Source organism: Pseudonocardia sp. 2-7 (assembly GCF_056341085.1).
Genome location: NZ_CP094507.1, coordinates 1,871,084 through 1,896,943, shown reverse-complemented (window position 1 = coordinate 1,896,943; position 25,860 = coordinate 1,871,084). Strand labels below are relative to the sequence as shown.

The window sequence follows — 25,860 nt, the reverse complement described above, 5'->3', positions numbered from 1 at the left end:
CAGCGCGACCCGCCGCGGGTGGGTCCTCGGTCCCGCGATCGTGGTGACCGACGGCGGCGGTCCCCGGGTCGGGGTGGCCCTGCCGCCGGGCCCCGGGCGGTGGGGGGATGGCGGGTACGGCTCCCGCAGGGGAGCACCGACGGAAGGCCTGCCATGTCCCCCATCGACCCCGGAACGTTGCGCGCCGCCCTCACGCTGGCCGCCCGTGCCCCGTCCGTGCACAACACCCAGCCCTGGCGCTGGCGGTGGGACGACACGGGGATCGAGCTCGAGGCCGACGCGACACGCCGGCTGGGCTCGGCCGACGCCGACGGCCGGGACATGCTGCTGAGCTGCGGCGCCGCGCTGCACCACCTCACGGTGGCGCTCGCCGGCCTGGGCCTGCGGTGCACCGTCACCCGTCTCCCGTACGCCGGGCGCCCCGAGGTCGTGGCCGCCGTGCACGTCACCGGCGGGACGCGCAACCCCGATCCCGCCGCGGTCGACACCGCGGCGGCGATCCCGGCCCGGCGCACCGACCGGCGGCGCTTCACCGACTGGCCGCTCACCGACGCCCAGCTCGACCTCCTGTGCCGGCGGGCGTCCGGCTGCGGCGCCGTGCTGCGCCCGGTCGACGATCCCGGCGCGCGGCGGGCGCTGGCCGACGCCTTCCGGGAGGCCGCGACCACGCACGACGCCACGCCCGGCTACGACCTCGAGCTCGGGCTGTGGTCCGGCCGCCGTGTCACCGACGACGGCGTCCCGGCCGCGAACGTACCGGTGCCGTCGGGGCCCGGTGCGGGTCTGCCGCACCGCCGGTTCGCCGGGGCCGAGCTCCCCCCCGGCGCCGCACGGGGAGGACGGCGCGACGCTGCTCGTGCTCGGCACGTCCTCCGACGACCGGCTCGCGCGGCTGCGGGCCGGTGAGGCGCTCAGCGCGGTCCTGCTCCAGGCGACGGAGCTCGGGCTCGCCACGTGCCCGCTCACGGAGCCGCTGGAGGTCGCGAGGACCACCGAGGCCGTGGCCGAGCGCGTGCTCGGCGGCTCGCTGTCGCCGCAGGTCGTCCTGCGCGTGGGCTGGCCGAGCGTCGCCGCTCCCCCGCCGGCGACCCCCCGCCGGGCACTCGTCGACCAGGTCGACCGGCGGGGGACGCCCCGGCCCTGATCCCGCGCCCGCCCGCCCGGCCCGGCCACGGCGGGGCCGGGCCGGGCGGCTCAGCCGCTCTCCGCGCCCGACCCGACCGGCTCGGCACCCAGGGTGACCCGGGCCGCCGCCGGAACCACCAGCACCGGGACGTGGGTACGCCGCAGCACGGCCAGCGCCGTGCTCCCGAGCAGCTCCGTCCGCCAGGTGGACCGCCCCCGGGACCCCACCACGACGACCGACGCCGCCTCCCGGCGGGCCGCCTCGGCCAGGGCGCGGGCGGTCGCCCGCGCCGGGCCGGGCACCGGGTGCGGGGCCGGCACCCGCCGCAGGGCCACCCCGCGGCCGTCGCCATCGAGCGGCACCGCGCCCCGATCGTCGTCGCCGACGACGACGGCGACCCGGGGCCGTCCGGGGAGCAGCGCCTCGGCCTCGTGCAGCGCCTGCGCCGCCCCCGGCGACCCGTCCCACCCGACGACCACCGGCCCCGTCCGGGCCCGCTCGCGTTCGTCGACGAGCATCGGGAACGGCACGACGAGCACCGGCACGGGGCTGTGCTGGACGACGAGGTCGGTCGTGCTGTCCAGCACCGCGGAGACGCCGCTCAGGCCGCGGGCCCCGACGAGCACCAGGTCCGCACCGCTCTCCTGGGCCACGGCCGCGAAGCGCAGGCCGTCGCCGCCGTAGCTGCGTGCCACCCGCGCCGTGGCCGTCCACCCCTCCGCCCGGGCGACGACGCAGCCGAGCCGTGCCACCCGTTGGGCCTCGGCGGCACCCTCCTGCTCGACGAGCCCCATCAGCTCGTCGACGGTGCGGGCCCGGTCGACGAGCCGGCGTCGCAGGACGTCCCCGGCGAAGGGTGGCGTCCACAGGTGCAGCACGGTCGCGTCGGCGCCGGGCAGCAGGTCGGCGGCCACCCCCAGTGCGGCGATCGCGGCAGGCGACCCGTCGAACCCGACCAGGACGCGGGGGCCGGCCGTCGCCGGGCCCGTCATCCCGCCACCCGCCGGGAGTCCTCGGGACGGACGACGGCCACCGGGCAGGCGGCGTGGTGCACCAGGGACTGGGCGACCGAGCCCAGGACGAGACCGGCGAGACCTCCCCGCCCGCGCGCCCCGACGACGACCATCCCGGCCTCGGCCGAGGCCCCCTTCAGGGCCGCCGCGGCCGACCCGTGGGTGACGTGCGTCGTGACCGGTACGTCCGGGTACTTCTCGCGCAGCGCCGCCACCGCCTGCTCCAGCTCCTCGGCCTGCGCGCGGCGCAGCTCCACCGTGTCGAGCAGCGCCGCGACCGCCGGGTCCATGGCCGGCTCCCCCCAGGCCCGTACGGCGACCAGTGCGGTCCGCCGCTGCGCGGCCGTCTCGACGGCGTAGGCGAGTGCCGCCTCGGAGCCGTCCGACCCGTCCACCCCGACGACGACGGGGCCGTCGGCGGCCTCGTTCCCCCGTACGACGACGAGCGGGCAGTGCGCCGACGCGGTCAGTGCGACACCCGTCGACCCCAGCAGCAGACCGCGGAAGCCACCTCGTCCGCGGTTGCCGACCACGACGACCGCGGCGTGCCGTGACTCGTCGGCGAGCACCGCGGCGGGTCTCCCGTCCCGGACGACGGTCCCGACCCGCTCGGGGGGCAGGAGCGGCGCCACCGCCGCGGCCGCCGCCCGGAGGTGGTCCTCGGCCGCCGCGACGGTGGCCGCCCTCAGCTCGGCCCACACCTCGGGTCCGGCGTCGGCGAGCGGCGGCGGGTCCGTACTCACCGCGACCAGGCGCAGGGGGCGTCCGGCCGCGGCCGCGTCCCGGGCCGCCCACCGCACCGCCCTCAGCGCGGACTCCGACCCGTCGACACCGACCACCTCGGGGGACTCGTTCGCATCGTTCATCGGGCTCCCTCCCTCGTCCCCCACGCTGGCCCGCCGCCCGCCGCCCGCGCCCCGGCCAAAGGGCCCCCGCGGACGGGCCGGAGGTCGCGCCCGGCGACGGACGGTCGCGCCGGGCCGGGCCGGGCCGTCGGGACGCCTGCGGTCCGGTCACCGCTCGTCACCGCACCGGTCACCACGGGCCCGGGCCGCCGGGCCCAACGACCCTGCCGCACGGGTCGACACCGGTGTCATCGTCGACGGACGCGGAACCATCGCGGTGCCCCGGTCCGGGGTGCGGAGGGAGGGAGCGGACGGTGGAGGGTCGGACCGTGGTCGATGTCGGGGGTGTACGGCCGTCGCCGGCCCGGCGGTCTCAGCCGCCGGAGGTGTGGCGGGTCGTGTACTCCTCCAGCATCGCCAGCACGACACCGGCGCGAGCGGCGAAGTCGACCAGCAGTGCTTCGTCCGCGTCGTCGAACGGGCGTGGGACGGAGTAGCGCACGAGTGCCGTCCCGCCCACCAGCCGTCCGTCGTGCTCCACCGGGACGCCGAGCACCGCCGTGACCGGGAAGCGGTCGAGGAATCGGGCCTGCTCGTCGGACGCCTCGGCGGGCGTGCTCCCGGGGTCGACGCGGTAGCGGACGGCGCGGCGCTCCTCGACGACCGGTCGCCACAGCCCCGACCGGGCGCGAGGGGCCGTCTCCTCCACGATCGCGGTCATGGCCGCGGTCATCCCCGGGTCGGGGTGGTGGGCGGCGACGGGCGACAGGCACTCGCCGTCCGCGGAGAGCCTCCGTAACGTCGCGGCGCTGCCGGCCGCGATCGACAGCCGCTCGGTCATCGCGCCGAGCAGCGTGTGCACGGAGCAGTCGACCTCGCGGTCGAGCTGGGCCCGCAGCCACCCCCTCGCCGGGTTCGCCACGTCTCGCCCGGCCGCGCAGGACCTCGTCACATCCCGCCCCCCACCGTCGTCTCCGACACGGACTCGGCGTGCGCCGCTGCTCCGTTACCGGTCGGGGCCCGGGGCTCGGCACCGACGGGGCCCGCAGCGGGACCGGCCACCGCAGCCGGGCCCCCGCCGTGCGGGACGTCCAGGTCGACCCGGCCGCCGGGCTCGGCGTCGCGCTCCTCGAACGGTGCGGGACCGGTGGGCGGGGATCGGACGGGATGCGCCCCGATGCGCCGGGGAGCCGCGCACCGGGGCCGTCCCGTCGGCCGTCAGGAGGTCCGCCGGCTCCGGCGGATCTCCGCGACGACGGTGTGGACGCCGGCATAGCTGCCCTCGGGGAGGTCGGTCAGCCAGAGCCGGAGGCTGCCGCCGCCCCCCAGGCGTCGGCCTGCGCGAGGACGCGCCAGCGTGGCACCGGGAACCGCAGCCCGTCGAGCACCCGGTACAGCGTCCATCCCAGGTGCGCGTCGAGTGTCGCGTCGGCACCGGACATGTCGTCCGTGGTGGTGCCGATCCGTCCCGGCGGGGCCGTGCCGGGGCGCGCCACCGCGAGGGGCCGGGCGGCGAGCGGCCGCGGGGTCGGCCGAGGATGCCCGGCGGCGACGGCGCCGGGGCCCGTGCCGGGGGCCGGGGCGGACCCCGGGACGGCGGGGACGGACCCCGGGACGGCCGGGCGGCCCCCGGTCACGAGACGCAGGTCCGGGACCTGTCGCTCCCGCGGGGACCGTCGTGGCGGCCCGGTCATGTCACGGACCCGGCCCGTGCGTCCGCCCGACGGCGCCCGGTCGGCGGTCTCCTGTCGTCGTCCGGCATGTCGGTGGCTCCCAGGACAGGTTCCGGCTCCGTGACCGGCACGTCTCGCTCGAGGGTCTCGGGACCGGGCATGCGGATTCGAGGGCCTTCCGGAGCAATGTCGCCCGAGAATCGTCGCGACCGGCTTGCACGGAACACATACCTCACGCCGTGCTGCATTGTCGGAATCCGAGAGAGCCGTTCCCCCGCGCTCTCGGGGACCACCGGGGCCGGCCACGCTCCCCGAGCGTGGCCGGCCCCGGCCCTCGTCCACCCGCCTGCTCCCCAGCGGCGGGTGGACGGCATCCCCCCGAGGCCTCCATGGTGCTCGCGGGCGGCGGGGAGGCGAAGGGCCGAAGGGCCCGGGCCCGGTGGCGTCGGTCCGGAACCCTGAGAACGCGTCCACCGAGTGCGTCGTCCGCGTCGAGCCGATCAGCCCGCGGCGGGCGGCCCGGGGCGTCCGGCCGTCCGGCCGCGTGCGCCGGCGCCCGAGCCCCGTCCGGTCACCCACATCAGACCCGTGACGACGACCGCGAGCCAGGCCCCGCCGAGCGTCCAGCTGGTCGCGACGTCGGTGACCCAGTGCACCCCCAGGTAGAGCCGGCTGACGCTGATCGTGAGGACCGCGGCGGCGGCGACGGCGCCGACCACGACCCGCCACCCGGTGGACCGCACCGCGCGCCCCAGGACCACCGCGATGATCCCGATGACCACGATCGCGCCGAGGGCGTGGCCGGAGGGCAGCGACAGGTCCGGCTCGACGACCAGCTGGGTCGCCACCGGCGGGCGGGTGCGGCCGTAGAGGTCCTTGAAGGTCGGCACCAGCACCGCCACACCGCCGGTCGCGACGGCGACGGCCAGTGCGTCCCACCAGCGACGCGTCACCAGCAGGACGGCGACGGCCGCCGCCGCGAGCAGCAGCGTCCCGTTCGTACCCCCGTAGCGGCTGACCGCCTCCATCAGCGACGTCAGGTCCGGGGTGCGGTGGACGATCATCCAGTCCAGCACCGGCCGGTCGGCCCCGGCGACGATGCGGTTCGGGGCGTCCTCCACCGCGTCGACGACGACGGCCTGCCCGGTGTAGAACGCCACCGCCGCACCCGATCCCCACAGCAACGGGCCGGGGACCCGGACGTCGCGACCGATCAGCGGCCCCGACGTCACCAGGCCCGCCCGGTGGGCGAACAGGACGACCGCGACGAGCAGCCATCCGAGTGTCAGGACGAGTCCCGCGGCCTGCTGTGCATCGGCGGTGTTCACCGTGCAACTGTCCCGCGCCGGTGCTGTGGCGGCGCTGAGAACGCCGGCGCGGGAGGTACGGGGACACCGACGCGACCGTCCGGGCTCACGGCTGCGTCTGGTACTCCCGCGCGACGTCGACCAGCATCTGGTGCATCGCCAGCTCCGCCGGCGCCCGCAGCCGGTCCGGCCGGTGCGCCAGCAGCACCCGCCGCGACGGCGCCTCCCGTCCGAGACCGAGCACCCGCACGTCAGGACGGGGTGCGCTGACCGCCGTCCGCGGGGCCAGCGCCACCCCGACGCCGACGCTGACCATCGCCTGCGCCTCCTGGTAGTCGTTCGCCTCGAAGGCGATGCGCGGGGAGAACCCGGCGGCCCGGCAGCTGCGTTCCAGCACCTCGGCCACCGGGTGGTCGTGGGCGCGGACGATCCAGTCCTCGTCGGCCAGCTCGGCCATGGTGACGCTGCGGCGGCGGGCGAGGCGGTGGTCGTCGGCGACGACGAGGACGGTCGGGTCGTCGAGCAGCGGGGTGAGCGAGAACTGCCCTGGGTCGACCCGGTCCCAGGCGTAGTCCCAGAGCAGCGAGATCCCGACCCGGCCGCTCTCCAGCATCGCGATGAGCTCGTCGTGGCGGGCGCTGCGGACGTCGAGCCGGATGTCGGGGTACTGGCGGCGGAAGCGGCTGACGACCCGTGGCATCAGCGCGCTCGCGATCGTCGGGAACGTACCGATCGCGAGCGTCCCGCGGCGCAGCCCGGCCAGCTCGGCGAGGTCCGCCTCGGCGGCCTCGAGGCGGCGCAGCACGTGCCGGGCGTGCCCGGCGAGCACCGCGCCGGCCTCGGTGGGGAGCACCCCGCGGGCCTGGCGCTGCAGCAGCGGCTGGCCGGCCTCCTTCTCCAGCCGGCGCAGCTGCTGGGACACCGCCGACGGTGAGTAGCCGAGCTGTTCGGCGGCCGCGGTCATGGAGCCGGAGTCGAGCACCGCGGCGAGCAGCGCGAGCCGTCGGACGTCGAGCACGGGGGCCTCCGGGGGCCGGACGGCCGCGCGAAGCGACCGATGACGAGGGGTCGGTGAATCAGCGTTCTGCTGGGGGTCGTGCAGTTCTACTTCACGCTGCCGAGCTGGATAGTGACGCGCCGACGCCGGTTCCCCGCCCCGTTCCGGCCTTCGCCGTCATGAAGCAGGACTTCACGAGGGTGCCACAACTCGTGATTGTGCTGCACGTCGGTCGGCGTCACCGTCGACGACGTCGCCGACCCCCGGCGGCCGCGCCGCAACCCCGGGAGCAGCCATGCGAGACATCTCCGCCACGTGGATGCGCGGTGGGACCAGCAAGTGCTGGGTCTTCGACGCCGACGACCTCCGGGTCGACGGCCGCACCGCGGACGAGGTGCTGCTCCGGCTCTACGGCAGCCCGGACCCGCGCCAGATCGACGGCGTCGGCGGCGCGACGTCCACCACCAGCAAGGCCGTGATCCTCTCCCGCAGCACCCGCCCCGGCGCGGACGTCGACTACACCTTCGCCCAGGTCGGCATCGCCGACGGCCGGGTGGACCGGACCAGCAACTGCGGGAACTGCTCCGCGGTCGTCGGGCCGTGGGCGCTGCGCCGCGGGTGGGTCGTCCCCACCGGGGACGTCACCGAGGTCCGCGTGCACAACACCAACACCGGCCAGCTGATCGTGCTGGAGGTGCCGACCCCCGGCGGGCGCGTCGTCGAGGAGGGCCACGAGCACATCCCCGGGGTCCCGACCCCCGGCGTCGGCATCCGCATGTGGTTCGTCGACCCGGCCGGTCGCACGACCGGGTCGCTGCTGCCCAGCGGGAACCCGGCCGACGTCGTGCACGGCGTGCCGGTCACCCTCGTCGACGCCGGCGCCCCGGTCGTCGTCGTCCCGGCGGCGGCCGTCGGGATCACCGGGCACGAGTCGCCCGCCGAGATCGACGCGCTGCCGGGCCTGCTGGACCGGCTGGACGTGCTCCGCCGGGCCGCGGCCGTCCGCATGGGCCTGGCCGACACCCCGCGCGACGCCGCCCGCGCCGTCCCCAAGCTGGCGCTGGTCGCCGAGGGCGCGCCGGGCCGGTCCGACGTGGCCGTCCGCATGCTGTCGATGGGGCGCACCCACCCGGCACTCGCCGTGACCGGCAGCATCGCGCTCACCCTTGCGACCCGCACCGCCGGTACCGTCCTGCACGACCTCGTCGCGACGGAGCGGGAGGACCTGCTGATCGACACCCCGGCCGGCGTGATCGCCACCGTGCACGGCAGCCGTGACGGCCTGCCCGCGGTCGCGGTCCGCCGCACCGCGCGCCGGATCGCGGACGCGCTCCTGGCCCTGCCGGAGCCCGCGACCGCCGCCACCGTCCCGACCGCCGCGGTGCACGCCGCCTGACACCGCCCCGGGACCGGCACCACCGGCCGGCTCCCGCCCACACCCGGACCGCTCCGAGTCACGAAGGACAACGATGTCACCCCAACTCCTCTCCGTCCTGGTCCTGGTCCTGGCCGGCATGTTCGTCGTCGCGACGATGCTGCCGATCAACATCGGGATCCTCGCCTTCGTCGCCTCGTTCGTGGTCGGGACGTTCGCCCTCGGCCTCGACGAGAAGGAGATCTTCGAGGGCTTCCCGGTCTCGCTGTTCATCACCGTCGTCGGCGTCACGTACCTGTTCTCCGTGGCCAAGCTGAACGGCACCATCGACCTGCTCGTCGACGCCGGGATCCGCCTGGTGCGGGGCCGCGCGATCCTGGTGCCCTGGGTGCTGTTCGCCGTCGCCGCGGTGCTCACCGCACTCGGCACCTTCACCCCGGCCGCCGTCGCACTGCTCGTCCCGGTCGGCATGAACTTCGCGTTCAAGTACCGCATCAGCCCGCTGATGATCGGCATGATGGTCATCTGCGGCGCGCACGCCGGGGCGTTCTCCCCGATGGCCGTCTCCGGGGCGCTGGTCTTCGGGATCGTCGCCGACTCCGGCCTCGCCGTGTCCCAGGCCGTGCTGTTCTTCGCCAGCCTCGCGTTCAACGCCCTGCTCGGCGGCATCACCTACCTGCTGCTGCGCCGTCGTGGCGAGGAGAGCTTCGTCGAGCGGCCCGAACCCGCCGACGACGACGAGCTGCCCACCGGGGGCGGCGGTGTGGCGACGATGGTCCGCACGCAGCCCCGCGTCGTGACCTGGCAGCAGCGCGCCACGCTCGTCGCGCTGGTCGGCCTCGTCGTCGGCGCCCTGGCCTTCCACCTGCAGATCGGCTTCCTGGCCCTGGCCGCCGGTGCCGTCCTGGCCCTGATGGACCGCGACAACCTCGGCAAGGCGATCGACGGCATCAGCTGGCCGACGATCCTGCTGGTCGCGGGCATGGTCACCTACGTCGGTGTACTGGAGCACGCGGGCACCATCGAGTGGGTGTCCGAGGGCGCCGTGCACCTGGGCGCCCCGCTGCTGGTGGCCCTGGTCCTGTGCCTGGTCGTCGGCATCACCTCGGCTTTCGCGTCCTCGACGGCGATCCTGACCGCGGTGATCCCGATGGCGATCCCGCTGCTGCTGACCGGTTCGCTGCCCGCGGCGGGCGTGATCGCGGCGATGGCCATCTCCACCACGATCGTCGACGTGTCCCCGTTCTCCACCAACGGCGCCCTGGTGCTGGCCAACGCCCGGGGTGTGGACCGCACCCGCTTCTACCGCCAGGTCATCACCTACACCTGCGGGATCGTGGCCCTCGGCCCGCTCGCCGCGTGGGCGGTCCTGGTCCTGCCCGGGGCGTTCTGACCCCGCCGGCCAGCACCCCCGACGACGTCGGGACGGGACCCCACCCACGCGACCGGGGCGTCCCCGACCGACCTCCGTGTGCCGGTACCCGCTCCCCGCGGGTGCCGGCACACGGCCGTCCGGGGGCCGGGCTGCCTGCCCGCCGACGACGACCACGCCGTCCGCGCCCGGTTGCTGCAGGCCCCGCGGCACCGGACACCCGCGCACCCCGCGGAAGGGCTGTGGTGCGCATCGATCCGATGGCCGTCTGCGCTCTCCCGCCGTCGCGGACACCGACGAACAGCACGGTCGGGTGGGTCAGGACGGGACGGCCCGGGTCGACCCGCCGCGGTCGGCGGTGAGCTCGGCGGGCAGGGCCCGCACGCGCGCGTCGATGTCGTCCGGACCGCTCGTTCCCGCCGGAGTTGCCGCCCTCCGTCACACCGGTGGCAGGGCCGGGGTCGGGCCCGGCGACGCCGCGCACCTCCGATCGAGCGGACCCGACGACTTCCGACGGATGTCCATCGGGTGTCGATCGTCGAAGGCCACCACGTCGGAGCAACAGCACCAGCCCCTGAGCTGCACCTCTGTGCGGCGGGCCGGGCTCGAACCGGCAACCTGACGGGTTATGAGTCCGCTGCTCTGACCAATTGAGCTACCGCCGCGGCGAGCCGGAGAGTACCGGAGCCGGGACACCCCGCACCCGCGTCACCCCGGTCCTCCGCCAGGCCGGAGAGGATCCGGCCTAGGCTGCGACGCCATGCGGCTCGGTTACCTCACGCACGTCACCGGTGACGATCCGTCACGCGCCTACCGCGAGACGATCCGGTTGGCGGAGCGGGCCGAGGAGCTCGGGTACGACTCGTTCTGGGTGGCCCAGCACCACGACGGGCATCTCGGTGGGCGGCTGCCGTCGCCGCTGGTCCTGCTGGCCGCGGTCGCCGAACGCACCCGGCTGATCCGGCTGGGGACGGCCGTCGTCGCGCTGCCGCTGGAGGACCCGCGCCGCCTCGCCGAGGACGCCGGCGTGCTGGACGCGCTCTCCGGCGGACGCCTGGAGCTCGGCATCGGCGCGGGTGCCGACCCCGACGCGGCGCGACGCTTCGGGCGTCATCACGACGACCGGCACCGTGACACCGTCGCCGCGCTGGACGTCCTGCTGGAGATGCTGCCGCCCGCGCTCGCCGCGCAGCGGGTGTGGTGGGCGACGGCGACGCCGTCATCCGTGGACGCCGCCGCGGCCCGCGGGGTGGGGGTGCTGTCGGGCAGGCCGCCGTCGTCGGACGGCGACGTCGTGTCCGAGCTGGCCCGGTACTGGACCTACGCCCGCGGGGTCCCGCGCGTCGCGCTGTCCCGGCCGCTGCCGGCGGGCCACTCGACCGGCCGGATCATCGACGAGCTGCTGGCCGACCCCGCCCTCCCGTGGGCGGGCGAGATCATCGTGCAGGCCCAGCCGTCGACCGTGCGCGCCGACGTGCACGACGAGGTGATGGAGCGGACCGCGCGCTTCGTGCGGCCGTTCCTCGGGGTGGCGGGGCCGGCGCACGGGCCCGCAGGCGTCGAGGAGGTCGACACCGACGACGACCTCACGCCCGCGATGCGGCCGCGGCCGGTGGTGCGCCCGTCCCGGTAGGGGCCGGTGACCGGTCGGGACCGGATCGGTCACCGGCCGAGCGTTCGAACCATGTCGTGCTCGTCGACGTCCAGGTAGCGGCCCCGGCTCAGTTCCAGGGCGGTGTCCAGCCGCTCGACGGCCGCCTGCGTCCGCCGCAGCAGCCCGAACACCCGCAGCGTCTCGCCGTGCAGCTCGGCGCGTTCCATCCCACCGCCGGCCGCGACGAGGGCGGCCATCGCGTTGCCGATCTCCCGCAACGGCACCTCGGTGAACCGGCGCGGTGAGGACTCCCCCGCCGGGCGGTACCTCGTCCAGGCCTCCGGGTCGACGCCGGCCGGCCACACGACGTCCTCGACCCGGTCTCGTCGCAGCTCCGGCGGTACGTGCCGGAGGATCTGCTCGCGCCGGTTCTCGTTGACCTTGGTCAGGTCGAACGCGTTCGCGACGAGCGAGGCGAGCCGCTCGGCCCGGACGGGCCCCTCCGCCGTCACGACCTCTCCGATCGCCCGCCGGACCAGGTCCGCGGCCGCCCGGTCCGGCAGCGCGTCGAGCACGTCGCGACCGCCGAGGCGGCGGGGGTGCCATGGGGCGAACTCCGTCGCGTCACCCGGCCACGCCGAGCCCGTGCGGGCGGCCGGTGCCGCCGCGGCGATCACCGGGGTCCGCCCGTCCGGTTCGAGGCGGCGCCGGCGTCCACCGTCCGGAGGGGGCTGAGCCGGCTCCGGTGCGGCGGGCGCCTGCGCGGGAACGCGGACCGTGGTCTCCGCGTCCGGCCCGGTCGACGGCACCCGGGCGGCCTGGTCGGCGGCCGCCGCGAGGGCGTCGAGGACGGCGTCGGGCGCGGTCAGCCACTGCGGCAGCCACACCCGTTCCACCCGGGCCCAGCCCAGGACCCGGTGCAGCACCTCGACGGGCAGGTGGTCCCGGTCGCGCACGGTCAGGCGGCGGGACCAGGACGCGCCGTCGAGCAGGACCGCCACGTCGCGGCCGGCGGGCGCCCCCGGGGCCGAGACGACGAGGTCGATGGTGAAGTCCGACAACCCGACCCCGGTCCGCACCCGCAGTCCCCGCGCCCGCAGCCGGTCGGCGATCTCGTCGCGGTGCCGGTCCCGCACGGCCGGCCGTTCCCGGTCCCGCGGCAGCGCCGACGGCCCGTTCGCGGCGAGTTCGAGGTAGGTCCGCAGGTGCCGCACCCCGACCGACGACGTCTCCTCGGTGCGCATCTGCGACGGGTCGAAGCTGGTGAACACGACGACCTGGCGCCGGGCACGGGTGACGGCGACGTTCAGCCGTCGCTCCCCGCCCGCCCGGTTCAGGGGCCCGAAGTTCAGCGGCAGCACCCCGCGGTCGTTGACCCCGAACCCCGTCGAGAACAGGATCGTGTCCCGCTCGTCGCCCTGCACGTTCTCCAGGTTCTTCACGAACAGCCCCTCCGGGGCCTCCAGCGCCTCGACGATCCGGGGGTCGTCCAGGTCCCGCAGCAGGCCCTCGATGTGGGCCCGCTGCTGCTGGTTGAAGGTGACGACGCCGAGCGAGGGCAGGGCGTCCGGCGATGCCGCGAACCGGCGGACGACGTCGTCGACGACGGCACGGGCCTCGATCGGGTTGGTGCGCAGCAGCGGGCCGCGGCCGCTGCGGTGGAAATCGCCGTCCACCCTGACCAGCGACACCGCGGCCGTGCCCCGTTCCGGGGCGGGGAACGACGAGAGCGCACCGTCGTAGTAGTGCCGGTTGCTGAACGCGATCAGCGCCTCGTCCTGGCTACGGTAGTGCCAGCCGAGTCGCTGGGACGGGACCCGCGCCTGGACGCATTCGGTGAGGATCGACTCCTCGTCGTCGACCGTCTCCACCGGATCGGCGGCCTCGTCGTCGGGTCCACCGCCGGTGTCGGCGAAGCTGGTCGGCGGCATCTGCTTCGAGTCGCCGACGACCACGACCGACCGCGCCCGCCCCATCGCGCCCACGGCGTCGGCCACCCGGACCTGGGACGCCTCGTCGAACACCACGACGTCGAACAGGTCGGCCTCGGCGGGGAAGAACCGGGACAGCGAGTCAGGGGAGACGAGCACACAGGGCAGCGCACGGGTGATCAGGTCCCCGTGCGTCGACATCAGCTCCCTGATCCGCATGCCGCCCCGGCGCGCCCCCAGGGCGCGGCGCAGCGCGCCGATCCGGCCGGCGGTGGCCCCGGCGTCGAAGTCGCGCGTCCCGAGGACCCGGTGCGGCAGGTGCGACACCAGGTGTTCTCGGACGGCGGCGCCGGCGAGGCCGAAGCGGTGGATGGACCGGTCGTGGGCCGCCGGGTCGAAGCGGTCGAGCTCGGTGCTGCGCAGCCGTTCGCGCACCGAGGCCCGGGCCAGCCCCAGCTCGAAGGAGCGCCGGGCCTCGTCGGGGTCCAGCCGGCCCTCGAGGATGCGGATCCGGACCTCGGGCAGGGTCGCGCGCAGCGGTTCCACGAGTCCGACCAGGTCCAGCCACGCCCGCAGGACGGGGGCCCGGCCGTCGACCGGCCCGCGCTCGGCCCTCGCCGTCCACCAGCGCGGGACGAGTCCGGTCGCGCCCGCCCACCCCGCCAGCGCCTCCGGGGTGCACCGGCAGGCGGCGACCAGCGCGGATCCGGCCGCCGCCGCCTCGAACACCGGGGCGGGATCCGCGGCGCCGGCGGCCAGTGCACGGCGCAGCGGCTCGACGAACGCGGGCCGCATGCCCGTCGAGACGGCGGGGTCGACGACGGTCGCCGCCCACCTCAGCCGGTCGATCCGCACGCCGACCTCGGCGCGCGCCGCGTCGACGTAGGGCAGGCCGTGCGGCGGCCGCCCGACGCCGGGGAGCGCACCCAGGGCGGCGACGGCCGCGTCGACGCGTTCCCGCAGCACGAGCAGCTGCGCAACCAGCTCGGGCACCTGTTTCGGCGTCGGGACGACGCCGGGGCGCAGGACCGGTGTCAGCCGGGCGCCGACCGCGGCCAGCCGCTTCTTCCGACCGAGGAGCCCGGAGGCGGCCGCGGCCCGGGCCTCACGGTCCAGGTCGGCGAGCGGCAGGTCCAGCGCCGCGGGCCGGACGGTCCCGAGGACCGGGTGCGGCTCGCCGCGCAGCCGGTCGATCCCGGCCAGGGCGCCCTCGACAGCCGCGGACCAGCGCGGGCTGCGGACCTCGTCGAGCACCGGCAGCGGCGTCCGCTGGGCGGTCAGTCTGCCCAGAAGCTCCAGCTCGCCGGGGGTGACGGCCGCGTCGAGGCAGGGTCGCAGCCGCGCCGGGAGATGCGGGACGGCCGCGTCCAGCCGCGCCGCGGCCGCCGCGACGGCGACCGGGTCGACGCCGGCGGAGACGTCGACGAACCCCCACGGATGGCCGGGTCGAGGACGGGCGACGTCGGCGACCCCGGGGAGCCGCCCCAGGACGCGGCGCAGGGTGGCCGTGGTCTCGGCGTCCGCGGCGGCGACGGCCTCGGGCACCGCGAGGGCGTCGGCGTCGGCGTGGGCCAGCTCGGCCGAGCGGGCCTCGGGCAGCGACATCCCGGCCCCGTTGCGCTCCCCGAGCCGGTAGGCGTAGCGGGTCAGCGCGCGGCGAGCGGCACGGGTCTCCTCGAGCCGCGCCTCGTGCTCGACCGGGTCGACGGCGACGGTGTGGTCGAGCGCCGCGGCGATCCGCTGCCGCACGGCGATCGGCTTGCTGCCCTTGTCGTGCAGGTCCAGGCACAGCGGGCCGAGACCGACGGCGTCGAGCCGCCTCTGCACGACGTCGAGTGCCGCCCGCTTCTCCGCGACGAACAGCACCCGGCGGCCCTCGCTCACCGCGTGGGCCAGCAGGTTCGTGATCGTCTGGGACTTGCCGGTCCCCGGCGGGCCCTCCAGGACGAACGTGCGCCCGGCGACGGCGTCGGCGACCGCCCGCAGCTGCGAGGCGTCGGCCGGGACCGGGCACCGCTCGTCGAGTCCGTCGAGGTCGTGGGTCCCCGGGTCGAGAACCGGGTCGGCGAAGGGCTCGGTCGGTGTGTGCACCAGGTGTGCGACCAGGGGGTTCGCGGCGAAGGTCGACCAGTTCTCGTCGAGGTCCTTCCACAGCCGGAACTTGGCGAACTGCAGGATGGAGATGTCCGCGGTCGGCTCGACCCGGAAGTTGAGCCCGCGCTCGGCGATCGCCCGGCGGGTCGCGTCGAACGCGGCGTCGAGGTCGATGCCCGCACCGTCCTCGGCCGGGTCCGCCAGGCCGGGAATCGTCAGGCCGTGCGTCTGGCGGAGCTTCTCGACCAGGCAGTAGTTCGGGGTCGAGGTGCCCGACTCGTCGAGCGAGAGGCGGTACCGGCCGCCGCGACGCGCCGGCCGGAGCACGACGGGCACGAGGATCAGCGGCGAACGCAGGGTCCGCCCGTCGAGGTCCCAGACCAGCGTGCCGAGCGCCAGGTAGAGGTTGTTCGCGCCGGTCTCGTCGGTGATGGTGCGGGCCTTGTGGGCGAGCCCGCGCAGCCGGGTCGGGTAGGCCGCGGCGGTCACGTCGACATGCACGGAGCGGTCGTGGTGCAGCAGCTCGGCGAGCGGCTGGTCGCCCAGGTCGCGGGCGGTGCGGGCGCCGCGCTCGACGGCGATCCGGGTGATCTCGTCCGACGCCCGCAGGGTGACCGCGGTGCCCTGGTGCAGGAGGTCCTCGAGCGGGCCAGCGCCGCCGTCGGGCAGCATCAGCGACAGGGCCCCCCGGTCGGTGAAGTTGATGAGCCGGTTGCGGAGGCTCAGGTCGAGCAGCGCGTTCTTCCAGCGGGTCACCCGGGGTGGCTCGGCGGGAGCGGGGCCGCGGCGGGCCCCGTCGGCGGCGGGCCTCACGGGGGCCGGGGTCGCGACGACGGGCGTGGGCGGGGCGTAGGTGACCACCTGCACCGCACCGTCGACGTCCCGCACGCGCGCCGGGAGCGGGAGCACGGAGTCCTTCCGGGCCCGCCGGACGTCGACGACGCCGTCCACGTGGCCGAGGTCGCCGTGCAGGTGCTCCCGCGCCGAGCGCATCGACGCCACCAGGGCGTCCGGTCCCTCGTCGCCGGTCAGCGCGGTCGTCTCGATCAGGCCGATGGTGCCCAGGTCGACCTGGTTGACCGCACTCGCGGCGTCGAGCTCGACGGTCGAGGCGAAGGACAGCGGCTCACGCCAGTAGCCGAGGAAGGCGTGCCCGTGGATGAGCCAGAGCAGCGGGTGGATCCCCGCGTGCTCCAGGGCCGCGGCCATCACCACGACGGTGTCGAGGCACGTGCCGACCCGCCCGTTGAGGACCTCGTCGGGATTGCGCACCTTCTGCCCGTCGTCGGCCCAGCTCGCCGGGGGCATCGAGTAGGCGATCCCCCGGGCGTGCATGGCGAGGAACGTCGCGACCACGATCTGGTCGACCCGCTCCGGTCCCGACTGGTAGCCCTGGATCGCCGTGCTGCCGGTGATCTGCCCGAGAACGGTGGCCGTCTCCCGCATGAGGACGCCGATCGCCGGGTGGTTCGGCATGACGTGCGCGGCGAGCATCTCCATCGACAGCGCGAGCGGCTCGGCCCGCCACTGGTGGGCGGCCAGGAGCGTCACCGCCACGTCGTGCGTGGCGACGACCGCACCGTCGAGCTCGACCGTGGCGTGCACCCGTCCCGGGCGACGCTCCTCGATCTGCAGGACCGCGCCGGCGTCGAGGCGCAGGTCGAGATCGGTGACGACGGCGGGTTCGTCGGCGCGCACGGCCACGTCGCGCCCGGTGGGGGCCCCGATCGGGCCGGTCGCGTCGGTCACCCCGAGCGAGAGCCGCACCGTCGTGTCGGTCCTCGCCCCGTGCACCACGGCCCGGGACACCACCGGGACCCCGTTGTGCGCCATGGCGTAGCTGAGGACCGGCCGGACCTCGAGCTCGACCGACCACGTCCCGAGACCGTCCCCGTCCATGCCCACCCCTCGTGCCCGACACCCGGCACCGGACGTATACCGGCCCGGACAGGATGGTTCCCGCGCGGCCCTCGCCGACACACTCCGCGAACGGATGACCGGTTCGGGTGACACGCCGGGCGGTCGGATATGCGGCACGCTCTCGGGAATGGGCCACGTCTTCGTCGTCCCCGGCGACATCACCCGCTTCGCCTGCGACGCCTGGTTGCTTCCCTCGGACCGGACTCTGAACGTCGAACGTCCGTGGCTCGACACCGTCGACGGGTTGGCCGGGGCGATGCGCGCCGCCGAGCGCGACCCCGCTTCCCGGGATCTGCGCGAGGAGAACACCCTCGCGTTCGCGCTGCCCTGCCGGGACGACCGCCCGACACCGGTCCTGACCGCGGTGCCCTTCCACGGCGTCCGCTCCCCCGCCGACGTCGAGGAGCGCGTGACCGCGGGACTCGCCGAGGCCGCCCGCGTCGCCCGGCGCCGCACCGGTCCACGGGGCCGCCCGCTGGTCGCGACGCCGCTGTTCGGCACCGCGGCGGGCGGCGGGGACGCGTTCCGCGGAACGCTCGTCCGGGCCGTCCTGGAGGCCGCCCGCCGGGCGCCGGTGGACGTCGCGCTCGTCCTGCGCACGCCGCGCGACCTCGCCCACGCCCAGCGGATCCGGTGCGGCGAGATCGACCGGTGGTGGCCCGAACTGGAGGGGGACCTGCGCACGACGTCCCTCCGGCTCGCCGAGGAGGCACGCCGGGGTCGGCTGGTGCCGTTCATCGGAGCGGGGGTGTCGATGTCGGCGGGACTGCCCTCCTGGACGGGGCTGGTCGACCGGCTGCTCGGCGACCACCCGGAGCCGGTCGACCGTCGGGAGTTCGGCGGCCTCGACATCCTCGACCAGGCCGAGATCCTCGAACGCCGGCACGACGACCGCGCGGCGTTCGCGGCGGCCGTCGTCCGCCACACCACGGCCACCCGCTACGGCGTCGCCCCGGCGCTGCTCTCCGGGCTGCCGTGCCGCGAGGCGGTCACGCTCAACTACGACGAGCTCTACGAGATGGCAGGCGACGCCCTGGGCAGACGGACCGCGATCCTGCCCGGGGAGTCCGCGGAGGCGGGACAGCGCTGGCTGCTCAAGCTGCACGGGACGGTGCGCGACCCCGCCTCGATCGTCTTGACCCGCCGTGACTACCTCGACTTCCGCAGCGGCCGCGACGCCCTCGCCGCGCTGGCCAAGGCGGTGTTCCTGACTCGTCACCTGCTGTTCGTCGGGTTCGGGCTCACCGACGACCACTTCCACGAGGTCGTGCACGACGTCCGGGCGGTCCGCCGGTCCGGCGGTCACGGCCCGAAGCTCGGGACCGCGCTGATGCTGTCCACCTCGGACCTGCAGCGACGACTGTGGGGCGCCGACCTGGACCTGGTCCCGCTCGACGGCGGAGGCGTCCACACCCGGGTCGAGGACCGGGCACGACGGATGGAGATGTTCCTCGACCACCTGCTCGCGCACTCCGACACCGGGCTCGGCCACGTCCTCGACCCGCGGTTCCACGCGGTGCTCACACCCGCCGAGCAACGGGTCGCCTCCCTGCTGACGGAGCTCGCCGGATCGTTCGGCCCCGACGAGTGGTCCACCCCGGCGGGCACCGCGGTGGGAGAACTCCTCGGACGCCTCGGTCACGACACCCGCCGGTGACCGTCGGTGCCCACCGATACCGTCCGCGTGACCCCCTCGCCCCCCGGGAAGGTGACCGATGCGCGAAGCCGAGCGTGGCCTGCACGATCTGCTCGTCGAGAAGCTGCTGGCCGACGACGCGGTGGACGACGCCGTCGCGGCGCTGGTCCTCGCCGCGTGGTCCGGGACGGAGGACCTCACCCACGCCCTGGCCGGCCGGGCGCCGGCGTCGGCTGACCCGCACGCGCCGGTCCCGGCGCCGCAGCGCCCCGAGGCCTACCTCGCGGCGGTGCACGTGGCGGGGTTCCGCGGCATCGGCCAGGACGCGACGCTGCCGCTCAAACCCGTCCCTGGCCTGACCCTGGTGACCGGCCGCAACGGGTCGGGCAAGTCCAGCTTCGCCGAGGGTGCGGAGATCGCGCTGACCGGCACGAGCAGTCGCTGGCGCAACCGGGCATCGATCGTCTGGCGGGAGGGCTGGCGCAACCTGCACGCCGGTGGACCGACCTCGGTGTCGGTCGACCTGGTCACCGCGGGCGCCCCCGGCACCACCCGGATCACCCGCTCCTGGGCGCCCGACGCGGGTCTCGACGACGCGACGTGGACGGTGCAGTCCTCCGGCGGCAGGCGCGTCCCCCACGACGGGGGGCCGTGGGCCGCGGAGATGGAGACCTATCGGCCGTTCCTGTCCTACGGCGAGCTGGGCGCGCTGATCGACGGCAAGCCCAGCGAGCTGCACGACGCGCTGTTCCGGCTGCTCGGCCTCGGCCCCCTCACCGACGCCCAGGACCGGCTCAAGGCCGCCCGCAGGCCCCTCGACGACGCCGCCCGCGCGGCCAACGCGACACGGCGCGAGCTGCGCACCGCACTGGAGTCCGTCGAGGACGACCGGGCCGCGCGTGCCGCGTCCCTGCTCCGGAAGACCGCCCCGGACCTCGACGAGGTCGCCGCGCTGGCCGTCGGCTCCGACGACGACACCGGCGCCGGTGAGGCCCTGCGTGCGCTGGCCGGCGTCGAGATCCCCACCGCGGAGCAGGTCACGCAGGCCGCGTCGGCCCTGCGGGGCGCCCGGGAACACTACCACGCGCTGGCCACCGTGGGCGCCCGCGAGGCCGACGAGACCGCGGTGCTGCTGCGAGCGGCGCTGGTCCACCACGGCGGCCACGGCGACGGCGTCTGTCCGGTGTGCACCACCGGGGTCCTCGACGGCGCGTGGCGCGACCGCGCGAGCACCCGTGCCGACGAGCTGGAGACCACCGCACGGGAGCTGCGGGCCGCGAAGCAGGACCTGGACACCGCCCGCGCGGGCGTCGCCCGGCTCGTCGCCGCGCTGCCGCCGGAGACGGTCGCCGCCCCGGTCGACACCGAGCCGCTCGTCGCTGCGTGGCGGTCCTGGTCGCTCGCGGCGGACGACCCGGACGCGCTCGAGCGAGCGCACCCGCCGCTGGTCGCCGCGGTTGCCGCGACCGTGAAGGCCGTCGAGGCCGAGCTCGCGCACCGCGACGAGGTGTGGGCGCCCCTGGCCCGGCGGCTCGCGACCTGGCACGACCACGCGGCCGCCGTGCGGCGCGACGCCGTGGCCCGCACCCAGCTGGCCGACGCCGACGGCTGGCTGTCCGCCACCGCGGGCACCCTGCGAGACGAGCGGCTCGCCCCGTTCGCCGACGCCTCCGAGCACGTCTGGCAGACCCTGCGCCAGCAGTCCAATGTGCGCCTGGGCCGGGTCCGGCTCGACGGCAAGGGCCCGCGCCGCAAGCTGGACCTGTCGGTGCAGGTCGACGACGTCGACGGCGGCACTGCGCTCGGGGTGATGAGCCAGGGGGAGCTGCACGCGCTCGGCCTGTCGCTGTTCCTGCCGCGCGCGACGGTCGCGGAGAGCCCGTTCCGGTTCGTCGTCATCGACGACCCGGTGCAGGCGATGGACCCGGCGAAGGTCGACGGCCTCGCCGCCCTGCTCTCGGAGATCGCGCGGGACCGGCAGGTCGTCGTGTTCAGCCACGACGACCGGCTCGCCGACTCGGTGCGCCGCCTCGCCCGCCCGGCGACCATCTGGGAGGTGCAGCGCCGGGAGCGGTCGGCCGTCGAGATCCACCGCAGCGACGACCCGGTCACCCGCTACCTGGCCGACGCGCGGGCGCTCGCGCACGTCGAGGAGATCCCGCTGCCGATCCGCGGCGAGCTCATCGCGACCAGCTGCCGCAGCGCCATCGAGGCCGCCTGCCAGGACCGGGTACGGCGGACCCGGCTGCGGGCCGGCGCGACGCACGCCCGGATCGAGGAGTTGCTCGCGGAGGCCCGCACCACCCACCAGCTCGCGACGCTGGCGGTGTTCGACGATCCCGGACGCGCGTCGGACCTGCTCGGCCGGCTCAACGCCGGCGCGGGCGGGGCGGCGACGACGGCGTTCCAGAACTGCCGGGCCGGGGCGCACACCGGGATCACCGTCCCGCTGCCCCGTTTCCTGGACGACGTCCGCACGCTCGTGCGATGGCTGCAGAAGTGACCCCGGCGGTGGACGCCGGTGCCCGGCTCGCCGTCGCCGACCGGCTGCTGCGCGATCCCGAGGTGGTCGAGCACGCCGTCTGGCCGCGGGCGTGCACCTGGCTGATCCGGATCGCGGTCGAGCACGCCGTCGACGGCTACTGGGCGCGCACCGAGCCCGCGGTCGGGCGGTCCCGCAACCGGACCGCGCAGTTTGTGGTGCTGCGCCACCGCGAGCCCGACACCGGGCAGCGTGCGTGGGAGCTGTGGTCGCGGCTCAGCCGGGCCGCGCACCACCACGCCTACGAGCTGGCCCCCACCGCCGACGAGCTGCGCTCCTGGCACCGGGAGGCCGAGCGCCTGGTCGCCGCCCTGGGCGGCTGAGCCAGGAGGACAGCTCTGCGCCGTTTCTGACACCCTCGGGGCAGAGCCGAGGTATCTGCGGCCCAATCCCCGGGGACCGTCGCCGTAAGCATCGGGTCGGCAGGAAAGCAAGTGTCCCGCAATCGTCAATAGGGAAGTTGACACGATCGGGCTGTGGAAAGCCCTCAGGAATCGAACCGGTCCACACTGTGCCGGTCGAAGGCGCGCCGCTGAGGAGGCTTCGTGGACCACCTGCTTGTCGTCGAGGGAAGCACCGCCGCCCCGGCAGGACGGACCAGCCTGCCGGCCGCGAAGTTCTTGGAACGAACCCACCTTCAAGAGTGGATCATCGCCAACCCGCAGGTCATCGGCGCAGATGTTCTTGTCGTGACATCGGAGTACAACAGGTGGACCAGTGAGTCCGATGGAGCGACAGCCGCCGATCGACTCGACGTCCTCGGACTCGATGACACCGGCCAACTCGTCGTTGTCGAGATCAAGCGGGATGGATCCGGCCGGGACGTGCACCTGCAGGCGATCACTTACGCCGCGCTGGTCTCCCGGTTCACGATCGACACTCTCGCAGTAGCCCACAGGGATTTCCTGCGTACCCGGGGGGAGCCTCAGCTCGGTGTAGAGGAAGCTCGGACGCGTCTTCTCGAACACGTCGATGGTGATCTCGATGAAGACGTCCTGCGCCGACCCCGGCTTGTCCTCGTCGCAGCCTCGTTTCCTCGGTCGGTCACGCACACTGCAGTGTGGCTGTCCGAGATGTCAGTTCAGATCCGCCTCGTTCAGGTCTCCTCTTGGCAAGTCGGAGAACAACATGTCATTGGATTCGGGCAGATGTACCCGCCGTCATCAGTCGAGGAGTTCACTCTGGCTCCGGCGCGTGGAGATGCCGCCCATGTCGCGACAAAGGTCGAGCAGCGCAACCGGGCCCGCAATGCGGTGGCCGTGCTGCGGGAGTCAGGATGGTTTCCCCAAGGCACCCGGTTCCGTATGGTGCCGTCACACGGCGCCACTCAAACCCAACAGGCCTCAATCCATCAGTGGCTGCAGGCCGACCCCACACGGCGCTGGGCACGATGGAATCAGGACGCCGGGAAGCCACTCGTCTGGGAACAGGACGACACTGCCGACACCCCGACCGGCATCGCGACCCGGGTGCTCGAGGAACTCACCGGTGGACCGGTCGTCGGCGTTCAGGGAACGGCGTGGTGGGTGCTCGATGATCCGGATGTCCCGGACGGGGTGCAAGACGAGCACTGGGCTGCGTTGCAGAACCGGTCGCTCGTACAGCTAGCAGACCGAGTCCGCGAATCGGATCCATCCTAGTTCTCTGCAGACTTCGGGGGGATAGTTGTACCGCCGCAGGCCGGACGCATCTGCGGCACAGGCAGACGTGGCCACCATGCCGGACTACTCCGTGGCGCGCGGAGTCCCGGTCTCATCCACCACGGGGTCGGCGCTGTGACGAGCTGGCCGATCTTGATCCGAAGACCGCAGCACTGTCCGACTTATCGATCGCCTGATTCGACGACGGGACTGTGTCGGTGTGTGACTAGGCCGAGGGGCGGTTGCGCGACCCGCGCCCTGAGCCCACCCACCGCGGCCGGCCGACCCCACACGGCCGGCCGCGGCCCTCACCGGTGCGTCCCCACCACCCGCCCGGCGAGCCCCGTGAGGTCCCCGGCCCGCAGCCCCGGCCATCCGTGGACGGCGTCGCGGTACCGGCGGGGGATCCCGGACGCCCCGAACCGGGCCCCGAGCAGCGCCCCGGCGATGGCCGCGACGGTGTCGGTGTCCCCACCGCCCCCGACGGCGGCCACCACCCCGTCCTCGAACGACGTCGCCCGCTCCACCGCCGACCACGCCCCGAACAGCGCCGCGACCACCCAGCCGTTGTTCGCGCCGAAGGCGCCCGGGGGCTGGTACGGCGACTCGTCGAGCCACCGCGTCCACTGCGGATCGAGCCGGGGCAGCCCGACTTGCAGGTCGGCGACGCCGGTGCGCACCGCGTGGTCGATCGCCAGGCACCACAGCGCGCACGCCTCCCCCGCGACGGGGTCGTGGTGGGTCAGTGCGCTGACCGCGTGCGCGGCCTCGACGATCGCGTCCGGGTCGCCGAGGTGGGCCAGCGCGACCGGGGCGGTGCGCATCAGCGACCCGTTGCCGGCGCTGCGGCCGCGCTCGCGGTGCAGCTCGGCGGCGGTCCCGCGCAGCCGGGCCGCCGAGCCGGGGCCGGGCTCCACCCGGGCGAGTACGCCGCGGGTCTGGATCCCGACGTCGCGCGGGCCCGAGGCGTACCAGGCGAGGAAGCCGTCGGCGACCGCGTCGAGCGCCCCGGGGGCGCGCAGGTCCGCGCCGGTCGCGGCGACCCGGGCGAGCACGCAGGTCATCTCGGTGTCGTCGCTCCACTGACCGGGCGCGTAGTCACCGAGGCCGCCGCCCAGCATCTGCGGTGCCCCGGTCAGAGGGCGGGAGCCGTACTCGTAGGGCACCCCGAGCGCGTCCCCGGCCGCGACGCCGAGCAGCGCCCCGGCCGCCCGGTCCGCGATCGCGGCGTCGGGCGCGCTCACGCCGACACCAGCGGGTGCGCCGGGTTCGTCGCGACGGTGACGATCGCACGCCCCCGCCAGGACAGGCACCCGACGCGAGCGGCGGGCGTCGCCCCGGCGAACGCGGTCGCCGCTCCCCCGCCGGACACCGGCGCGGTCGGCACCGCGGCGACCTGCCCGGCGAACCGGCGGGCCCGGCGGCCGGGGGTGACGACCGGGTCGGCGTCGACGGCGTCGACGGCGATCCCCGCGAGCAGCCCGTCCCACGCCGCGGCGAGGGTGCGCGGAGAGTCGAACACCTCCAGCAGCAGCGGCTGCCCGGCGACCCCGGCCAGCACCCCGCACTGGAACGGCAGCGGCGCCGTCGCGCCGACCAGCAGCCGGGCCCGCTCGCGACGGTCGCGGGTGGTGTCGCGCAGCGCCCCGGTGGCGCCGGTGCCGTAGCCGGCGACCCGCCGCCACACCGCGGACTGGTCGTCCGTCGCCGCGCGCACCGCGACCGGCGCGCGCTCCCCGGCCCGGACGTGCCCGGCCCCGCCCGCCCAGCGGCCCGCCTCGACGCAGCGCACCGCGACGACCACCGACCGGCCCGCCGCGACCAGCACCGGCCGGGTCACGACCCGGTCCTGGCGGCCGCCGGTGAGAAGCTCCCCCTCGGTCAGCAGCGCCGGGCGCGGCCCCCGGTTCGTCACGACCAGCTGGTCGACCACCGGCGTCCCCGCGCGCTCCGCGACGTGCAGCGACCCGCCTCCGAGATCGTAGCCGCGGCCGCGCACGGCCCCGCCGTTGAAGACCGGGAACAGGGTCAGCGCGCCGCGCACCATCGGGTTGCCCACGTGCAGGTCCATGTTGTCCTCCGTATTAGCTCATCGTTGCTCTAATACATAAGAGCACGAGTGCGCTAATCTGTCCAGCATGACCTGGATCGACGAGCACGGCCGCTCGCTCGAGGACTACGCGCGGCCGTCGGTGGCCGTCGACGTCGCCCTACTGACACTCGACGCCGGCGGGCGGCTCGCCGTCGTCGTGCACGGGCCCACGGGCGCCCACACCCGCGGGCTGCCCGCGCTGCCCGGGACGTTCCTGCACGTCGAACGGGGCGAGACGCTGCGCGAGGCGGCGCTGCGCGCGCTGCGCGACAAGATCGGCGTCACCGGACGCGAACCCGCCCAGCTGCGGGTGTTCGACGACCCGGGGCGCGACCCGCGCGGGCGCGTGCTGTCGGTGGCGCACGTCGACCTCGTGCCGCACGACCGGATCCAGGACACGACCGGCGTCCTCGCCCCGGTCGAGGACGGGACACTGCCGTACCCGCTCGGCTTCGACCACGACCTCGTCGTCGCCCACGCGCTGGCCTGGGCCCGCGAGCGCTACGCGGCGGCGCCGGACCCAGCGGGACTGGTGGGCGAGGAGTTCACGCTGCTGGAACTGCAGGGCGTGCACGAGGCCGTCGAGGGACGACGCCTGCAGAAGGACACCTTCCGCCGCCGGGTCGCCGACGGCCTCGTCGAGACGGGGCAGGTCCGCGCCGGGACGGTCGGGAAGCCGGCCCGGACGTTCCGGCGGCGGTGA

At 75.5% G+C, this 25,860-nt stretch carries 19 protein-coding genes and 1 tRNA gene; 10 read left to right on the top strand and 10 right to left on the bottom strand.

Annotated features, from left to right (window positions below; genetic code table 11):
• Nucleotides 1-153 precede the first annotated feature (153 nt).
• Together MTO91_RS09475 and MTO91_RS09470 are read left to right on the top strand one after the other, a co-directional pair.
• On the top strand, nt 154-906 hold the full coding sequence (locus MTO91_RS09475; RefSeq protein WP_476654297.1) for an Acg family FMN-binding oxidoreductase: 753 nt from the start codon (nt 154-156) through the stop codon (nt 904-906).
• A complete protein-coding gene (locus MTO91_RS09470) occupies nt 857-1,144 on the top strand; it encodes a hypothetical protein (RefSeq protein WP_476654296.1) in 288 nt (95 codons plus the stop codon). The genes MTO91_RS09475 and MTO91_RS09470 overlap by 50 nt, the downstream gene beginning before the upstream one ends.
• Nucleotides 1,145-1,194: 50 nt before the next feature.
• Here MTO91_RS09470 and MTO91_RS09465 read toward each other — a convergent pair whose 3' ends face one another.
• From MTO91_RS09465 to MTO91_RS09440, 6 genes are all read right to left on the bottom strand, one after another.
• On the bottom strand, nt 1,195-2,118 hold the full coding sequence (locus MTO91_RS09465; RefSeq protein WP_476654295.1) for a universal stress protein: 924 nt from the start codon (nt 2,116-2,118) through the stop codon (nt 1,195-1,197).
• Nucleotides 2,115-3,005 (bottom strand): universal stress protein, encoded by an 891-nt coding sequence (locus MTO91_RS09460; RefSeq protein WP_405418189.1) that lies wholly within the window; start codon nt 3,003-3,005, stop codon nt 2,115-2,117. The genes MTO91_RS09465 and MTO91_RS09460 overlap by 4 nt, the downstream gene beginning before the upstream one ends.
• 352 nt (nt 3,006-3,357) lie before the next feature.
• The gene (locus MTO91_RS09455; RefSeq protein WP_405418192.1) at nt 3,358-3,906 is read right to left on the bottom strand and encodes a GAF domain-containing protein; all 549 of its coding nucleotides are present in this window, start codon (nt 3,904-3,906) and stop codon (nt 3,358-3,360) included.
• Between the two features lie 373 nt (nt 3,907-4,279).
• On the bottom strand, nt 4,280-4,426 hold the full coding sequence (locus MTO91_RS09450; RefSeq protein WP_476654294.1) for a hypothetical protein: 147 nt from the start codon (nt 4,424-4,426) through the stop codon (nt 4,280-4,282).
• 731 nt (nt 4,427-5,157) lie between these two features.
• The gene (locus tag MTO91_RS09445; protein WP_476654293.1) at nt 5,158-5,985 is read right to left on the bottom strand and encodes a phosphatase PAP2 family protein; all 828 of its coding nucleotides are present in this window, start codon (nt 5,983-5,985) and stop codon (nt 5,158-5,160) included.
• Nucleotides 5,986-6,070: 85 nt separating this feature from the next.
• Nucleotides 6,071-6,982: a LysR family transcriptional regulator gene (locus tag MTO91_RS09440; RefSeq protein WP_179760449.1), complete on the bottom strand. Its 912-nt coding sequence runs from the start codon at nt 6,980-6,982 to the stop codon at nt 6,071-6,073.
• Nucleotides 6,983-7,256: 274 nt separating this feature from the next.
• On the opposite strand from MTO91_RS09440, the gene MTO91_RS09435 reads away from it, so the two are divergent.
• Entirely contained in the window at nt 7,257-8,357 is a 1,101-nt protein-coding gene (locus tag MTO91_RS09435) for a PrpF domain-containing protein (protein WP_208825844.1), read from the top strand.
• A 73-nt stretch (nt 8,358-8,430) separates the two neighbouring features.
• Nucleotides 8,431-9,729, top strand: a complete 1,299-nt coding sequence (locus MTO91_RS09430; protein ID WP_476654292.1) for an SLC13 family permease — start codon at nt 8,431-8,433, stop codon at nt 9,727-9,729.
• Between the two features lie 569 nt (nt 9,730-10,298).
• Here MTO91_RS09430 and MTO91_RS09425 read toward each other — a convergent pair.
• A tRNA-Ile gene (locus MTO91_RS09425) sits at nt 10,299-10,373 on the bottom strand.
• Nucleotides 10,374-10,468: 95 nt separating this feature from the next.
• Between MTO91_RS09425 and MTO91_RS09420 the strand changes: the two genes are divergently transcribed.
• The gene (locus tag MTO91_RS09420; RefSeq protein ID WP_476654291.1) at nt 10,469-11,341 is read left to right on the top strand and encodes an LLM class flavin-dependent oxidoreductase; all 873 of its coding nucleotides are present in this window, start codon (nt 10,469-10,471) and stop codon (nt 11,339-11,341) included.
• 29 nt (nt 11,342-11,370) lie between these two features.
• On the opposite strand, the gene MTO91_RS09415 is transcribed toward MTO91_RS09420, so the two are convergent.
• Nucleotides 11,371-17,226, bottom strand: coding sequence for a DUF4011 domain-containing protein (locus MTO91_RS09415; protein ID WP_476654290.1), 5,856 nt, complete (start codon nt 17,224-17,226; stop codon nt 11,371-11,373).
• A gap of 148 nt (nt 17,227-17,374) precedes the next feature.
• On the opposite strand from MTO91_RS09415, the gene MTO91_RS09410 reads away from it, so the two are divergent.
• From MTO91_RS09410 to MTO91_RS09395, 4 genes are all read left to right on the top strand, one after another.
• Nucleotides 17,375-18,904, top strand: coding sequence for an SIR2 family NAD-dependent protein deacylase (locus MTO91_RS09410; protein ID WP_476654289.1), 1,530 nt, complete (start codon nt 17,375-17,377; stop codon nt 18,902-18,904).
• A gap of 58 nt (nt 18,905-18,962) precedes the next feature.
• Nucleotides 18,963-21,386 (top strand): AAA family ATPase, encoded by a 2,424-nt coding sequence (locus MTO91_RS09405; RefSeq protein WP_476654288.1) that lies wholly within the window; start codon nt 18,963-18,965, stop codon nt 21,384-21,386.
• Nucleotides 21,371-21,748, top strand: a complete 378-nt coding sequence (locus MTO91_RS09400) for a hypothetical protein (RefSeq protein WP_405418241.1) — start codon at nt 21,371-21,373, stop codon at nt 21,746-21,748. Before MTO91_RS09405 ends, MTO91_RS09400 begins: the two co-directional genes overlap by 16 nt.
• 222 nt (nt 21,749-21,970) lie before the next feature.
• On the top strand, nt 21,971-23,065 hold the full coding sequence (locus MTO91_RS09395; protein WP_476654287.1) for a hypothetical protein: 1,095 nt from the start codon (nt 21,971-21,973) through the stop codon (nt 23,063-23,065).
• Between the two features lie 308 nt (nt 23,066-23,373).
• On the opposite strand, the gene MTO91_RS09390 is transcribed toward MTO91_RS09395, so the two are convergent.
• Complete coding sequence (locus MTO91_RS09390; RefSeq protein WP_405418245.1) at nt 23,374-24,309, bottom strand: ADP-ribosylglycohydrolase family protein; 936 nt, start codon at nt 24,307-24,309, stop codon at nt 23,374-23,376.
• Nucleotides 24,306-25,136, bottom strand: coding sequence for an ARPP-1 family domain-containing protein (locus tag MTO91_RS09385; protein WP_476654286.1), 831 nt, complete (start codon nt 25,134-25,136; stop codon nt 24,306-24,308). The genes MTO91_RS09390 and MTO91_RS09385 overlap by 4 nt, the downstream gene beginning before the upstream one ends.
• Nucleotides 25,137-25,203: 67 nt before the next feature.
• On the opposite strand from MTO91_RS09385, the gene MTO91_RS09380 reads away from it, so the two are divergent.
• Nucleotides 25,204-25,860 carry an NUDIX hydrolase gene (locus tag MTO91_RS09380; protein ID WP_476654285.1) on the top strand — a complete coding sequence of 219 codons (657 nt, stop codon included), beginning with the start codon at nt 25,204-25,206 and terminating at the stop codon, nt 25,858-25,860.